This window comes from Streptomyces sp. NPDC059002, assembly GCF_042740435.1.
GTDB lineage: Bacteria > Actinomycetota > Actinomycetes > Streptomycetales > Streptomycetaceae > Streptomyces.
The window spans coordinates 19984-33701 of the sequence record NZ_JBHYJI010000084.1 but is presented as its reverse complement, the minus strand read 5'-3'; the positions used below and the strand labels follow the sequence as shown (position 1 = coordinate 33701).

Below are 13718 nucleotides of genomic sequence, written 5' to 3'. Positions count from 1 at the left end.
GCACCACATCGGCGCCGGTGTCATTCCAGTCGACAAGCACCCGACGCCGCTCGGCCCCGCCCACGAGCTGAGCACGCGCGACGAGTTCGTCGGGCGCGGCCCCCGCGAGCCACGTGACGACGTTCAGGTAGCGGCGGGAGACTGCGGCGGCCTCGGTGAGGTCGTGGACGTCCGGGTTGGCGTCGACGTTGATCTGCATGCCCGCGCGGTCGTAGATGTCGATGCGGAGGTCGTCGGCGGGGCCGGTGGACAGGTTGTGGGCGACGGTGGGGCTGTCGCCGAAGCGCAGGTCGTAGTCGAAGGCCATGACATTGATGTGCAGCCCGCACAGGTCGCCGTCGACGATGTTCAGGTCGTTGAGCATGTCCTTGTAGCGGTACCGCTGGTGGCGCAGCCCGTCGCGGATCGCCCGGGCGGTCTGGCGCACGACGTCCTCGACGGTGGCCTCGGGGCCGATCGTGAGGCGCAGCGGCAGGATGTTGGAGGTCATGCCGGGCACGTCGAGGGTCCGCTTGCCGGAGCGGGCGCGGACGGGCAGGCCGATGGTGACCTCGCATTCGCCGGTGACGCGGTGCTGGTAGAGGGCGGCGGCCGCGATCATCAGTCCGGGGAAGCTGGTCCTGAGGCGGCGCGCGCCGGCCTTGAGGAAGGCGGCCGCGTCCGTGTCGATGCCGTCCGTGTGCCGCAGCGGGGCCCGCTGGGCGCGCCGGGACTTGTGGGCGTCGCCGCCGTGCACGGCCGGGTGGTCGGCGAGCAGGTCGAGCCAGTACCGCCGGTCCTCCTCGAACTCGGGGGACGCGCGGTAGTCGCGGTCGGCGTCGAGGAGGACGGAGAGGGGCTCCACGGCGCCTTCGGAGGGGTCGCGGCCAGCCAGGAGCGCGGCATAGATCTCGGCGGTCCGCTGGACCATGACGACGCTGCCGTGGCCGTCGATGACCAGGTGGTGGATGCGGACGTACCAGTAGTGGAGCTCGTCCTCGACCTTGATGACCGCGGCGTTGAACAGCGAGCCGCCCTCCAGCTGGGCCGGGCGCTCCAGGTCGGCGTTCATCCAGGCCTCGGCCGCGGCGCGCGGGTCGGGTTCGCCGCTGCCGTCGACGACCTGGACCGGGTAGTCGCGGGCGTCGTGCAGGTACTGCATCGGCGTCCCGTCGACCACGCGCACGCGGAGGCACAGCGCCTCGATCTCGCGGACGCGCAGATCGGCGGTCCGTACGAGGAGATCGAGATCCACGGGGCCGTGGATCTCGAGGTACTCCGCGAGGAAGAAGGCCCGGTTGTCGGGGGCGAGTTGCTGTGCGTACCAGATGCCGAGCTGTCCGCTCATCAATTCGCGGAGCTCACCCTCGCTCTTCGCCATTCCCACGCACTCCAATCGTTCAGCTCATCGACTGGAACAGCACGGGCCGCCTCCACCGGGGCATGGCGCATGACCGCCCAGCTCCTCCTACACAAAGCGTGACCTGACAATTCACGCTTCTTCAGCGCCTAGCGGCGACCCACTATGGCCCACGGCCCGGCGGTGATCAATGCGGCTCCGATGGGCGTTCAACTGCCGGAGTACGGTGGTTGAACGCACGTGCGCCGGGCGCGCGGTGCTCCTTGACGGAGTCGGACGCGCCCTGCGACCGTAATGGACGCCTATAACGTGAGCGGGCGCCGGAGATCGCCAGAAGCGTCCGCCGATTGCCTTCCGGTCGCGCATCGTCGCGTATTTCCGGTCACCCACAGATCTGCGAGGCACACCCGCATGCCCAATTCCGCGCCGCACATAAGTCTGGTGGATCCCGAACTCTATTCACAGGGCGATCCTTTCGCGCAATGGAGCTGGCTGCGCACGCACGATCCGGTGCACTGGCACGAGCCGACCGAGCTGCCGGGCTTCTGGTCGCTGACGCGCTACCACGACATCCGGGCCGCCTACCGGGACGCGGAGACCTTCAGTTCGGCCCAGGGCATCCTGCTGCGGCCCGCCGAGCACGGGGCGGACCCGGGCGGCGGACGCACGCTGGCCCTGACGGACGCGCCCCGGCACAAGCAGCTGCGGGGGCTGGTCGACGGCTGGTTCGCCGTGCGGTCGGTGCGCGCCCTCGAGGCGGAGATGCGGGACATCGCGCAGGGCGTAGTGAACAACGCGCTGGAGATGGGGAGTTGCGACTTCGTCACCGATGTGGCGGCCCGCATCCCGCTCTATGTGATCTGCAAGATGATGGGTGTTCCGGAGTCCGACTGGGAGCATCTCTACGACCTGACGAGCCGAGCCTTCGGGGCGGGTGACCCGCTCACGCGCCGGTTCGCCCACCTCGACATCCTCGGGTACTTCGAGACGCTCCAGGCGGACAAGGCGGCGGACCCGGGCGACGATCTGGTGAGCGTGCTGGCGACGGCGGAGGTGGACGGCGAGCGGCTGAGCCCCGACGATGTCATCCTCAACTGCGACAACCTGCTGGTGGGCGGCACGGAGAACACGCGCATCGCGGCGGCCGGCGGGATGCTCTCCTTCCTGGAGCATCCGGACCAGTGGCAGGCGGTGCGGGACGACCCGGAGCTGCTGCCGTCCTCGGTGGAGGAGGTGCTGCGCTGGACGTCGACGGCCATCCACATCATGCGGACGGCGGTGCAGCCGGCCGAGATCCACGGGCGGCGGATCGAGGCGGGCGACAAAGTGGTCTTCTGGCTGCCGTCGGCCAACCGGGACGAGACCGTCTTCGACGCTCCCGACGTCTTCGACGTGCGCCGCACGCCCAACCGGCACCTGTCCCTGGGCTTCGGTGAGCACTTCTGCCTGGGCAGCATGCTGGCCAGGGTCGAGCTGCGGCTGCTGTACGGCGAGTTGCTCAGCCGGGGTGTGCACATCGAGTCGGACGGGGAGCCGAAGCTCCTCGACTCGATCGTGGTCAACGGCCCCGAGACCCTGCCGGTCCGGATGAAGGTCGTCTGAGGCCAGACGAGCACGTACGCCGAAAGGGGCCCACCTGCCGAGGTGGGCCCCTTTCGCGTGCCGCGGCGGCTCAGTCGGACATGGCCACCAGGACCCGCCGGTCTCCGGCGAAGGGGCGCCGTCCGTGGCCCACGGCGACGTTGTCGACGACCATCAAGTCGCCCCGGCGCCAGTCGACGTCGACGGCCGTCTCCAAGCCCCGGTCATGGATGTGGAGCACGTACGCGTCGGGGATGGGGCTGCCGTCGGCGAAGGTGACCGACTGGGGCAGTTCCTCGGGCGGGAGGATCTGCGCGAGTTCGCGCGCGGTCTCGTCGCCGAGCGCGGCCGGGTGGAAGTGGTCGGCCTGGTTGAACCAGACCTCGGCACCCGACACCGGGTGCCGCACGGTGGCCGGCCGGATGGGGCTGGTCATGCGCAGTCCGCCGTCGGGATTCCACGCCCAGTCGAACTCCCCCGCGGTCAGGAAGGATTCGACGGTCTCGCGGTCGTCGGTCTCGAAGGTCTGCCGCCAGCTGCGGCCGAGCCCGAAGCCGTCGTGGAGGTTCTGCGTGTAGCGGATGCCCGCCGCGAACGCGTCGCGGACCTCCTCGTCGAGGGACGCCAGCCACAGCGCGCCGTCCACGACGGGCGTCGCGCCCCCGGAGCCGGGTGTGGTGGCGCAGTAGAAGAAGAGCCGTTCGGGCCAGCGGTGGCTGTAGGACAGCTCGTTGTGCATGGCGATGGTCATGTGCTGCGGGTACTCGGTGGATGTGTAGAGGTTCCCACCGAGCTTGGTACGCGGCGAGGTGCCGTGCAGGTACTCGAGCCGGTTCGGCAGCAGCAGGTCCATCACGGACTCGATGTCCTGCTCGGCCACCTCGAAGTCACGGAAGACGACGGCCTTCTCGCGGGCGAGCAAGTCGCCGAAGTCCTCCGACCCGGCGAGGAGTTCGCACACCCCTTCCGCGCCGGTGCGGCCGTCCTCGGGGCGCAGCTCCAGCGGCTTCCAGTCCTTGGGATCAGTCATGCCAATCTTGTCTCCGTTCGCTCTCGTCCGTGGTTCCGCAGGCGCGACCAGGCCGCGGGGTCGTGCTGGAACACCTGGTCCTTGATCTCGGGGGGCCGCATCCCGGCCGCCAGGCGGTGGTGCCAGTGCTCGGTGAAGGCCGCGGCGGCCACCGGACGACGCGGGCGGCGCCGAGGGCGCCCATGGACCGCGCGTTGCGGTAGTCGCGGCTCACCCGGCCCAGTTCCTCGTCCACCAGGTCCTGCAAGCAGGGCAGCCCGGCCGCCGGCAGGGGCCGACGCAGGGCGACGGCCAGCGTGTAGTGGGGGGCGGCGGTCGGGGCCGTCCTCGGTTCGGCAGGTGAGGTTGACGACGTCGACTCCGGCCGCCTTGGCTGCCTCCCGCACGGCGCGGACGACGTGCAGTTCGCGCAGCCGCTCGCCCGCCGCGTCCGAGAGCGTGGCGCGCCCGGCGTACTCGACCCTGGGCACCGTACCGACCCGGTCGACGACGTGCGCGATGTCGCCGAGCACATAGCGGTACAGGCCGCCGAGGTGGGAGAGGACGACGTGGTAGTCGCGGCCCGGCTCCAGGTCGTCGTACAGGAGGGTGGGGCTGTCGGGCGTCACGTCCTGGCTCGCGTCGACGAACTCGTACAGCGCGCAGGACACGGCGAGCGGCCCGGCGGTCGGGTGCCGGTCCAGCGGTACGCCGACGGGCCCCTCGGAGGCCGCGGGGGGCGTGGGCAGGACGACGACGTCGGGGCCGTACGCCTCCTTGAGGCGGGGCAGGTAGAGGGAGGCGAGGCCGCTCGTCCAGCAGTACAGCAGCCGCATGCGGGGCCAGACGGTGGCGGGCGTCGGCCGGCCACCGGGCGCGGCGGCGGCGCGTCGCTCCAGCTCGGCGGCACCCCGGGGGTTGGGCGTGCCGCCGGGCTCGCCGAGGTGGGTGCCGTCGCGGATGTCCTTCAGCAGGTCGGGCCACCACTGGGCGAGCAGCTCAGGCAGCATCGCGATCATCGTGGGGTTGTGGCCGATGCCGGAGCGCACGTCGTGCTCGGCGGCCATGCGGATGCGGACGTACAGCTTGTCCAGGTAGGCATGGTCGTCGACGGGCACGGGCAGTTCGGCCCAGGGGGCGCGGCTGCCGGGCTGCTCCAGGCGCAAGCCGAAGCCGCCGCGCAGGTCCGCCTGGCTGGGGCCGAGGCTGGGCCGTCCGGAGGCGCTGACGGCGGGCCGGGCGAGCCGGTCGTGGCGCAGGTTGAGGCAGACAGCGCCACGCCCGAACACCTCGGGGTGGTACTGGGCGGGCACCCCCATCGCGCCCTGGAAGAAGGGGAGGTAGACGCGTTTGACGAAGCTCTCGGTGACGGGGACGCGCTTGCGGCCGCCGGTTGATCCGCTGGTGGTGAAGAACAGCCGGGGCGTCTCGCTCGTGAGCACCCGCGCCTCGCCCTCGGCGCTGCGCGCCAGCCACGGCCCGTACTCCTGGTGGGTACGCAGCGGCACGGTGCAGGCGATCCGGCCGTCGGCGCTGGTGAAGGAGGGCGGCAGCCGGGAGGCGAGGTTGCGCGGGTTGCCCGCGAGGAAGACGGTGCGGGTGTGGTCGGCGAGCCAGGTGCGTGCGGTGTCCGGGGCGAGCGCGGCCGTGAAGTCCAGTACGGACTGGGCGAACCGGGGCAGCTCGCAGCTGTGGAGCACGGCCACGGCGGCGGCCCGGGGGCCGGGCGCCCCGGCCGCGCGCACGCGGGCGTCCAGCGCCTCCCGGAGTTCTCGCTGGCTCAGCATCACACGTACACCTCGTTCAGCAGACGGCCGTCGGCGCCGCCCCGACGGGCCTGGGCGAGCAGCGCCGTGGTGAGCCGGTAGGGATCCACGTAGGGGTGGGGGCGGGCGTGCCGCGCCGCAGCAGGCCGGCGGTGTCGGCCGGATCCCGGGGGCCGGACTGGTCCTTGAGCACGCGTGCGGCCCGGGCCATGCAGCGGTTCAGCAGCTCGGCGCGGTGCGGCTGCCGGTCGCCGCGGCCCAGCGTCGCGACAAAGTACAGGCGCAGCCCGAGCCGGTACGCGTCGGGCCCCACCCGGTCCAGATGGCGCTCGGCCAGCGCCGCGGCGGTCAGCCCCTGCCAGCCGCCGTGCCGCGACGAGAGGACCGGGCCGCGGGCGCCGCTGGTGCGCACCCGGCCGAGGCCGACGAGGTGGACTCGGGCGCCGAGCCTGCCCAGGAGGTGCCGCAGCAGGACGTAGTCGGGGGAGGGAGTCGCGGTCGCAGGCGAGGACGAGGTCGTTGTAGGCGCGCAGGTGCGGGATGAGGTCGCGCAGCAGCCAGGCAAGGTAGTTGGCCGTGCCGTCGGCGCCGACGAGCAGGCGCAGCGTCAGCCAGCCGCAGGTGCCGTCCAGGTACACCGGGCCGTTCCAGCGGCGGTGGTCAACGCACAGGCCGAGGTCGGCGAGGAGCGCCACGAGTTGGTCGAGGCTCAGCGGCGGGCGTGCCCCCGTCCGCAGCCCCGGGTCGGCGATGCCCAGTTCGCGCAGCCGTACGCCCCACAGGTCGAGGATGCGGGCGCCCGCGGGCTGCGGTGGTCCGCCGGCCTCGGCGGCGCGCCGCACGGCGGGGTCGAGGCGGTCCCTGGGGGCTCGGTCCCGCTGGTACGCGACGTAGAGGGCGCCGACCTCCTCCTCGTCGCACGTGCTGAAGTCGGCGCCGGGCCGGGTGCGGTCGAGGTGGTCCCAGAAGCCGAGGGTCTGTGCGTTGAGGACGCCGACGCTCCAGCTGTAGTGCAGGTCGACGTGGTGCGGCAGGCGGGTGGCCCGGTGCATGACGTCGCTCCACAGGAGCCCCTTGACGTGGCTGAGGGTGAGGGGCTTGGTGGGCGCCACCGGCACGGGGGCGAACAGAACCCGCCGGGCGTGCGCGGCGGTGGTGAGCTGGCGCGGGGCCACATCGTCCTCCCATCGGGTGCGTGTGGGGCGGAATCCTGTGCTCCCGGCACCCGCCGGGACGGGGGGGATTCCTCGCGGCGGGGCCAGGAGCGCGCGGGGACGGCGGACCCGGCTGCGGCGGCCTCGCCGGGCTCCCGACGGGCACGGTCGGAGATCCACTATGCCCCCGGCGCACGCCGCCACGTCAACGGCGGGGCTTGGCCGTTCAACTGCACCCGCATCCTGGTTGAACAGCACCGACGGGGCCCCGGGGGTGATCAACGGACGGCTTGATCGGCGAGTCGGGGCGGTGTCATGGTGGGGCGCCCGGCAGCGCCCGCAGCCATGGACCCGTACCACCGCACGCGGGAGCCCTGCGGGCGGTCGCCGCGCGCGACGGCCAGCGCGGTGCGCGACAGCCGGTGCGATGCCTCTCGGGGGGCGTCCCCGACTTCCCTTCCACCACAGCGACTCCGTCCATCACGGCGCCTTCGCCCACGACGACCGGGAGACCCTCTTGCACACCACGACTGTGAGCGGGGGCGCGCCATGCCCTACATGACCGCCAACGACATCCGGCTCTCCTACCAGCGCTCGGGCCAGGGGGAACCGGTCCTCCTCATCATGGGATCCGGCGCCGCCGGCCACGTCTGGACCACGCACCAGACGCCGGCGCTCAACAAGGCGGGCTACGAGACGGTGATCTTCGACAACCGGGGCATCGGCGCCTCCGACGCGCCCCCGGGGCTCTACTCGCTCGCCGACATGGTCGCTGACACCAAGGGCCTGATCGAGGCGCTGGGCCTCGGCCCGTGCCGGATCGTCGGCATGTCCATGGGCGCGATGATCGCCCAGGAGCTGGCGAGCCGGTACCCGCACCTGGTGCGCTCGGCGGTACTGATCGCCACGCGCGCGCGGTCCGACGCGACGCGGCGGGCGCTGACGGAGGCGGACCTGGCGCTGCGCAAGAGCGGTGTGCAGCTGCCCGCGAAGTACGAGGCGATGCGCACGGCTCTGGAGATGCTGTCCCCGGCGACCCTCAACGACGAGACGGCCGCGAGCGGTTGGCTGGAGATCTTCGAGCTGACCGACGGCAGCGGCGGCGGTGGCCAGGTCGGGGTGGACCGGACGGGCGACCGCCGCAAGGTGCTGCGCTCGATCAGCGTGCCGTGCCGCACCATCGCGTTCTCCGACGACCTGATCTGTCCGCCGCACCTGGTGGCCGAGGTGGCCGAGGCCATTCCCGGCTGCGACCACGTGGAGATCCCGGACTGCGGGCATCTGGGGAACCTGGAGCGGCCCGGGGCGGTGAACGCCGCGATCGTCGAGTTCCTGGACAAGTACTGACGGCCCTCATCCGTCCTCCGTTCGCCCTCTCACGTAAGGCCTCGCTGTGACACAGAGTGAGTTCATCGATTCGGGACCCACGGCGAAGATCGTGCGGCGGACCGTCATCACGTGGACGCTGCGGATGTCCTCGCCCGACCGGCTGCGTCCGGCCCGCTCGGACGTCCCGATGCGGGTCGAGCGCTCCCAGGTGCCGTCGGTCGACCTGAGCCGCGCCCTGTACGCCGCCGTGGGCTCCCAGGTGTGCTGGACGGACCGCTTCTCCTGGGACCACGAGACCTGGCAGGCGTGGGTCCACCGGGAGTCCCTGGGAACATGGATCGCCACGGTCCACGGCACCGTCTCCGGGTTCTTCGAGCTGGAGGTCCAGCCTGGCGGCGCCGTGGAGATCGTGCTGTTCGGCCTGTTGCCCCAGTTCCACGGGCAGGGCCTGGGCGGCGCGCTGCTGACGGCCTGCGTGGAGCTGGCCTGGCGCGGCGGTGTCGACTGGGGCGGGCCGGGCGCCGAGCCCGCTTCGTACGTCTACCTGCGCACCAGCTCGCTCGACCACCGCCATGCGGTGCGCAACTACCTCGCGCGCGGCTTCGAGAGGGCCGAGTCGGAGACGGCCGACAAGGGAATCCCCGACCCGCGGCTCGCTCCCTGGCCGCTGTCGCGCGACCCGCGGCAGGTGCCCGCGAGCGACCTGTAGCGGTTGTGGGGAAGGCCCCGTGGGGCCCAGGCTCCTGACCGGGCCCCACGGGGCCTTCCGTATCCGCGGTCACGTCCGGGTGGCGGCCGCCTCGCTCCTGACGAACCGGGCCAGACGGCCGATGCCCGCGATGATCTGGTCGTGCGTCAGATAGCTGACGGACAGCCGGAGTGCGTACTCGCCCCCGCCCTGCGGATAGAAGTACGACATCGGGGTCCAGATGACCCCGAACCCCTCCGCCGAGCGCGTCAGCGCGGCGTTGTCCGCGCGGAACGGCACCGTGACGGCGAGGAAGAAGCCTCCGGTCGGCTCGTTCCAGCGCACCCCGAGCACGTCGCGCTCGCCCTCCGGGAAGGCCGCCTCCAGCGCCCGCAGGGTGGCCCTCATCGCGTCCCGGTGGAACGCGGCGGTGGCCACGTTCAGCTCGGACGCGCGGCCGTCCGCCGTCAGCAGCATGCCAGCCGCCACAGCCTGGCTGACCGGCGAGGTGTTCACCGACACCATGGACTTGATCTTGGTCAGTTCGTCTGCGAGCAGGCTCGTGCAGCCCGCCGCCCGCGTGACGGGCTGGTCGGCGATCGCGAAGCCGACCCGGAACCCGGGAAAGAGCGTCTTGGACAGGGACCCCAGGTGGACAACCCGCCGGTCCGTGTCCAAAGCCTTCAGGGTCGGCAGCTGCCGACCTGGGCTGACCAGCCGGTACGGGCTGTCCTCAAGGAGCAGGAAGCCCTTGCGGGCGGCCAGTTCGAGCAGTTCCCTGCGGGTCTCCAGCGACATGGTGGTGCCGGAGGGGTTGGAGTGGTCGGGGATGACGTAGAAGGCCCGGGGACAGCGCCCCCGGGCCCGCTCGACGCGGATCGCCGCCGCCAGGTCGGCACAGCGGAATCCGCCCTCGGCCTCCTCGACCGCGACCGGGTGGATGTCGAGCAGCCACGCCGCGCCGGTGATGCCCACGTAGCAGGGGCTGGAGACGAGCAGCACGTCCTCGAGGCCCGCGATGAGCGCACGCACCACGAGCAGCATCGCCTCCTGGGCGCCGACGGTGACCACGACGGACTCGGGCGGCACGTCGATGCCCTCGTCCTTGCGCAGTGAGTCCGCGATCAGCTCGCGGATCTGGCCGCCGGGCGTCCTCGGGGGTGAGCATGCCCTTGACCAGGACCGGCAGTGAGCTGACGGATCGCAGCCAGTCGATCACCGACCAGTCCAGGGCCGGGTCGAACTCCGCGAGCGCGTGACCGCTCGGCGAGTCGAACCCGGTGCCGATCAGGTTGGCGGGCGCCATGCCGTCGGGCAGCCGGAAGTCGTTCCGCACGTCGTGGAGCCGGCGACCCACGCGCGGCGCGTCTACGGTCAGTAGCAGGGCCTCGAAGCCAGCCCGCTCCGCCCGTTCCACCAGGGCGCCTGTAGTGGCCCGATCCCGGAAGCAGTACACCTGGAGCCACAGCGGGCTCGCGGCCTCGGCCGCGATGTCCTCGAAGGTGCGGCTCGCGAAGGTGCTGACGACCAGCGGCAGGCCGGCCGCCCCCGCGCCGCGCGCCGTGGCGGTCTCGCCCTCCGGGTGCGCCAGCCGGTGGTACGCCTCTGGTGCGATCCCGAGCGGCGCGGCCTAGGTACAGCCCAGAATCTCCGTCGTGGCGTCGGGCGCTCCCCGGCCGGCCAGGACCCGGGGACGCAGCGACACCCCGCCGGAGGCCGCGAGATTGGACGCGAGCGTGCGCTCGTCGCCCGCGCCGCCCTCCAGGAAGTCCCAGACGGCGGGCACGACGTTGGGCTGGGCCCGGGCAGCGTAGTCGGCCAGGGTGGCCGGAGGCCCGGCGGTGGGGTCGGCGCCGCTCATCCGGACGTCAGCCGCTCGCGCTCCACGGCTTCGTACAGCGCCCGGATGTTGGAACTGCCGAAGCCGCGGGCGCCCTGGCGCTGGATCAACTCGAAGAAGAGCGTGTTGCGCTCGTACGGGGAGCGGCTGAACAGCTGGAGGAGGTCGCCCCACTCGTCACGGTCGGCCAGCACCTGGGCGTCGCGCAGCTCGTCGACGATGCCGCGCAGCCCCTCGAACCGCTCGACGAGCAGGTCGTAGTACGTGTCGGGGGTGGCCAGGAAGTCGACGCCGCGGTCCCTGAACTCCCGGACCGCCGGAATGATGTCGTCGACCAGGAACGCCAGGTGCTGGGCGCCCGGTCCCCCGTTCCCCTGCAGGAACGCGTCGAGCTGGCCTGGCTCCTTGTCCGGGGCCGGGGCCGGGGCAACGAGCGTGAAGGTCACACCGCCGCTCTCGCTGCGCACGACGATGGAGTCCATCGCCTGCCCGCCGACGGTGACGTACTCGGAGGAGAAGCGGGAGAAGCCGAACCCGTCGCGGTAGAAGTCCGCGTACTCGGCGAGCGTGCCGCCCGCCAGGCAGACCGCAACATGGTCCAGAGTCCGGACGCGGCCCTTCGGGCGCCAAGGGCCCGGTGAAGCGATCCAGTTGCGGCCCGGCGGGAGCCCGTCGGCGGGATTCCCGCCCGCGGGGAGGAGCGTGTGTACCACGTCACCGAAGCCCGACACGACGGTGTTGCCGCGCATCGAGACCACCGGCTTGGCGCCGACACGCAGTGCCGCCTCCCGAGTGGCCGCCACGTCGCGGCAGGTCATGGCGATGTCCGCGATGCTGTCCCCGTGCTCGTCGAGGAACTTCCAGATGCCCCGCCCGGAGGTGACGACGAGCTGGACGTCCCCCTGTCTGAGCAGGATGGAGCTGCGGTCGACCTCGACGGAGTCGGCGACTCGTGTGAAGCCCATGGCCGAGACGAAGTAGTCGACGGCCACGAGCTTGTCCCTGGTGAACAGCTCTACATATGCGATGTCTTGCACAGCCATGGAGAGAAGCCTCGCGATCGGCAGGTGCCCTGAGTCGGCGCCTGCGGGTAGAAGGGCAGGACACCCGCACCGCTGCCGCGGCCTCGCCGAGGTGTCCCGCCCGGGGTCGTCACTGACGTGGTCAGGCGGCGGCTACCAGCGCCACTCCTGCTGCTTGAAGAGGTGACCGGACTTGATGTCACGGTCCTTGCACCAGGTCATGAACTCCTCGATCTGCTTGATCTGGTACGTGTCCTCCGTGTACGTGGTCGCCATGACGTGGCCCAGCCAGTCCTCCTCGCCCATCGCGTAGACGTAGGCTTCCTTCGCCCCGAGCTCGGTCATGATCGCGGCGGCCTGCTCGGCGTTGGAGCCGGACAGCTTGCGGGAGCTGCTCATCTTCTTGGTGACCGGGATGGTCAGCAGGGCCTGGTAGAGCCAGGTCAGCGGAGCGCCGTCGCATTCCATGCCGAGGAAGGCGATGTCGGCGGTACCCAGGTGGCCCTTGATGTAGCGGTACAGGGACGGGTCGATGCCGGAGGAGTCGGCGCCGATGAAGACCTTCTTGCCGGCCAGCTCCGCCCAGTACGTCGACTTGGCGCGGATGTCCAGGTCGCAGTGCTCGCCGAGGAACGGCGTGGCCGTGACCTTGCCGCCGGGGAACTCCACCTCGTCGAAGTCGTCCACCTCGATCACGTTGAAACCCTGGTACTTGAGCATCAGTGCCATCGACGGGTCGGCGAGGTTTCCGCGCGAGGAGCGCGGGACGACGATCGCGCCGAGGCGGCCGCGCAGCTGGAGCAGCGTCTCCAGGACGATGTGGTCCTGGTGGCCGTGGGTGATCAGTACGAGATCGATGTAGTCGGGCAGGTCGTCCAGCGTGTACCGGTCGGTCTTGTCGCTGTCGGCGCTGATGAACGGGTCGGTGACGATGGCCGCCTCGGGCGTTTGCAGGACGAGGCAGGCATGCCCGAAGTAGCGGATGCGGCCGCCGCTGTCGATGTGGCGGTCCGGGGACAGGCTCGGCTTGTCGGAGAGCAGCGCGCGCAGCTGCTTGGCCTGGGCATTGTCGAGACCGAGGGCCTCGCGCAGGTGGGCGAGGGTCGTCGGGCGCACTCGGCTCTTGAAGAGCTCGGCAAGGCCCTCGTGGCGGAACGGGATCTGGAGCTCCAGGACGTCCGGCGAGGGCAGGCGGGGGGTGCTCAGGATGAACGGGCGCTCGATCCCGGTCTCCAGGGACAGCTGCACCGACTGGCGGGCCTCCTGATAGACGTTGCTCTTGTAGACGACCGGCTCCATGAAGCGCATCTGCGCCTGGTTGTCAGTGTCGTACGCGAGCTCGACCAGGCCGCCCAGCTCGCCCGGCACCTTGAGGTAGAGCGGGGTCAGGTCGAAGCCGGTGGCGTTGGCCCGCAGGATCTCCTGGCCGGCGGCGATCGCCTCGGCGAACTTGAGCATGTCGGCACGGTCGCGCTTGATCCCAGCGAGCAGGTCGCGCACCTCGTCGGCGCGCTCCTCGGGGATGTTGATGAAGTAGCCGCCGCGCAGCTCGGGGTTGTTGCTGGCCGCGACGTGCACCTGCGGGGACTGCAGGTACGACTCGAGGAGCGGGACTTGGAGGAAGGCCAGGTTCATCGCGGCCTGGACCGGCGCGATCGTGTAGGGCCAGGCGAAGAACCTGTCCACGAGCGGCTCGATGATTGCCTTCGACCTGAGAAACAGCTGCTCGTCTGCCATATGTGCATTCCCTCCAGGAGAGCCAAGGACTAGGACGCCCATGGGCATGCGCATGCCCATGACGTCACAGCGGACCGTAAGAACGACAAGGGGAAATCGCAGGGCGCCGCAATATCGTCTTCGACGTTCCCCGCCGCAGCAGAATGGCCTGGGGGCTTGGTTGGATCAAGCGACGTGGGGTGCCGTGGCGTTGAACACGCGAGGGCTCCCGAGACCAGCCGGGAGGCGGTGTTCAACTGCGGATCCGTCTCGG

Annotated in this window: 10 protein-coding genes and 1 pseudogene; 3 read left to right on the top strand and 8 right to left on the bottom strand. The window is 71.2% G+C overall.

All coding sequences use genetic code 11. From position 1 onward, the window contains the following. On the bottom strand, positions 1 to 1360 hold a 1360-nt coding region (locus tag ACFWZ2_RS40330; protein WP_384554591.1), incomplete at its 3' end, for a condensation domain-containing protein. Positions 1361 to 1780: 420 nt separating this feature from the next. Here ACFWZ2_RS40330 and ACFWZ2_RS40325 point away from each other — a divergent pair. Further along, positions 1781 to 2941, top strand: a complete 1161-nt coding sequence (locus ACFWZ2_RS40325) for a cytochrome P450 (RefSeq protein WP_384554589.1) — start codon at positions 1781 to 1783, stop codon at positions 2939 to 2941. Positions 2942 to 3011: 70 nt separating this feature from the next. Here the strand turns inward: ACFWZ2_RS40325 and ACFWZ2_RS40320 are convergent, their stop codons facing one another. Genes ACFWZ2_RS40320 through ACFWZ2_RS40310 form a run of 3 tightly spaced genes read right to left on the bottom strand, consistent with a single transcriptional unit; the run spans position 3012 to position 6870 of the window. Beyond that, positions 3012 to 3950, bottom strand: coding sequence for a TauD/TfdA family dioxygenase (locus tag ACFWZ2_RS40320; protein WP_384554587.1), 939 nt, complete (start codon positions 3948 to 3950; stop codon positions 3012 to 3014). Next, positions 3947 to 5716, bottom strand: a complete 1770-nt coding sequence (locus tag ACFWZ2_RS40315; RefSeq protein WP_384554585.1) for a DUF6182 family protein — start codon at positions 5714 to 5716, stop codon at positions 3947 to 3949. Before ACFWZ2_RS40315 ends, ACFWZ2_RS40320 begins: the two co-directional genes overlap by 4 nt. Then, on the bottom strand, positions 5716 to 6870 hold the full coding sequence (locus tag ACFWZ2_RS40310; RefSeq protein ID WP_384554584.1) for a hypothetical protein: 1155 nt from the start codon (positions 6868 to 6870) through the stop codon (positions 5716 to 5718). The genes ACFWZ2_RS40315 and ACFWZ2_RS40310 overlap by 1 nt, the downstream gene beginning before the upstream one ends. A gap of 528 nt (positions 6871 to 7398) precedes the next feature. Between ACFWZ2_RS40310 and ACFWZ2_RS40305 the strand changes: the two genes are divergently transcribed. Together ACFWZ2_RS40305 and ACFWZ2_RS40300 are read left to right on the top strand one after the other, a co-directional pair. Then, positions 7399 to 8196 carry an alpha/beta fold hydrolase gene (locus ACFWZ2_RS40305; protein ID WP_384554582.1) on the top strand — a complete coding sequence of 266 codons (798 nt, stop codon included), beginning with the start codon at positions 7399 to 7401 and terminating at the stop codon, positions 8194 to 8196. A 46-nt stretch (positions 8197 to 8242) separates the two neighbouring features. Next, a complete protein-coding gene (locus ACFWZ2_RS40300) occupies positions 8243 to 8887 on the top strand; it encodes a GNAT family N-acetyltransferase (protein ID WP_384554580.1) in 645 nt (214 codons plus the stop codon). Between the two features lie 69 nt (positions 8888 to 8956). On the opposite strand, the gene ACFWZ2_RS40295 is transcribed toward ACFWZ2_RS40300, so the two are convergent. The 4 genes and pseudogenes from ACFWZ2_RS40295 to ACFWZ2_RS40280 form a co-directional block, all read right to left on the bottom strand. Then, complete coding sequence (locus ACFWZ2_RS40295) at positions 8957 to 9955, bottom strand: PLP-dependent aminotransferase family protein (RefSeq protein WP_384554578.1); 999 nt, start codon at positions 9953 to 9955, stop codon at positions 8957 to 8959. A 112-nt stretch (positions 9956 to 10067) separates the two neighbouring features. Continuing rightward, positions 10068 to 10727: pseudogene (locus tag ACFWZ2_RS40290) on the bottom strand (alpha-hydroxy acid oxidase); the annotation flags it as partial. Continuing rightward, entirely contained in the window at positions 10724 to 11749 is a 1026-nt protein-coding gene (gene hppD, locus ACFWZ2_RS40285; RefSeq protein WP_384554576.1) for a 4-hydroxyphenylpyruvate dioxygenase, read from the bottom strand. The pseudogene ACFWZ2_RS40290 and the gene hppD, both read right to left, overlap by 4 nt. Positions 11750 to 11881: 132 nt before the next feature. After that, on the bottom strand, positions 11882 to 13465 hold the full coding sequence (locus tag ACFWZ2_RS40280; protein WP_384554574.1) for an MBL fold metallo-hydrolase: 1584 nt from the start codon (positions 13463 to 13465) through the stop codon (positions 11882 to 11884). Positions 13466 to 13718 lie beyond the last annotated feature (253 nt).

What these genes read in the sequence shown, in the direction of transcription:
- ACFWZ2_RS40320 (WP_384554587.1), bottom strand. Translation starts at nt 3,950, where the DNA reads ATGACTGATCCCAAGGACTGGAAGCCGCTGGAGCTGCGCCCCGAGGAC.
- ACFWZ2_RS40315 (WP_384554585.1), bottom strand. Translation starts at nt 5,716, where the DNA reads ATGCTGAGCCAGCGAGAACTCCGGGAGGCGCTGGACGCCCGCGTGCGC.
- ACFWZ2_RS40305 (WP_384554582.1), top strand. Translation starts at nt 7,399, where the DNA reads ATGCCCTACATGACCGCCAACGACATCCGGCTCTCCTACCAGCGCTCG.
- hppD (WP_384554576.1), bottom strand. Translation starts at nt 11,749, where the DNA reads ATGGCTGTGCAAGACATCGCATATGTAGAGCTGTTCACCAGGGACAAG.
- ACFWZ2_RS40280 (WP_384554574.1), bottom strand. Translation starts at nt 13,465, where the DNA reads ATGGCAGACGAGCAGCTGTTTCTCAGGTCGAAGGCAATCATCGAGCCG.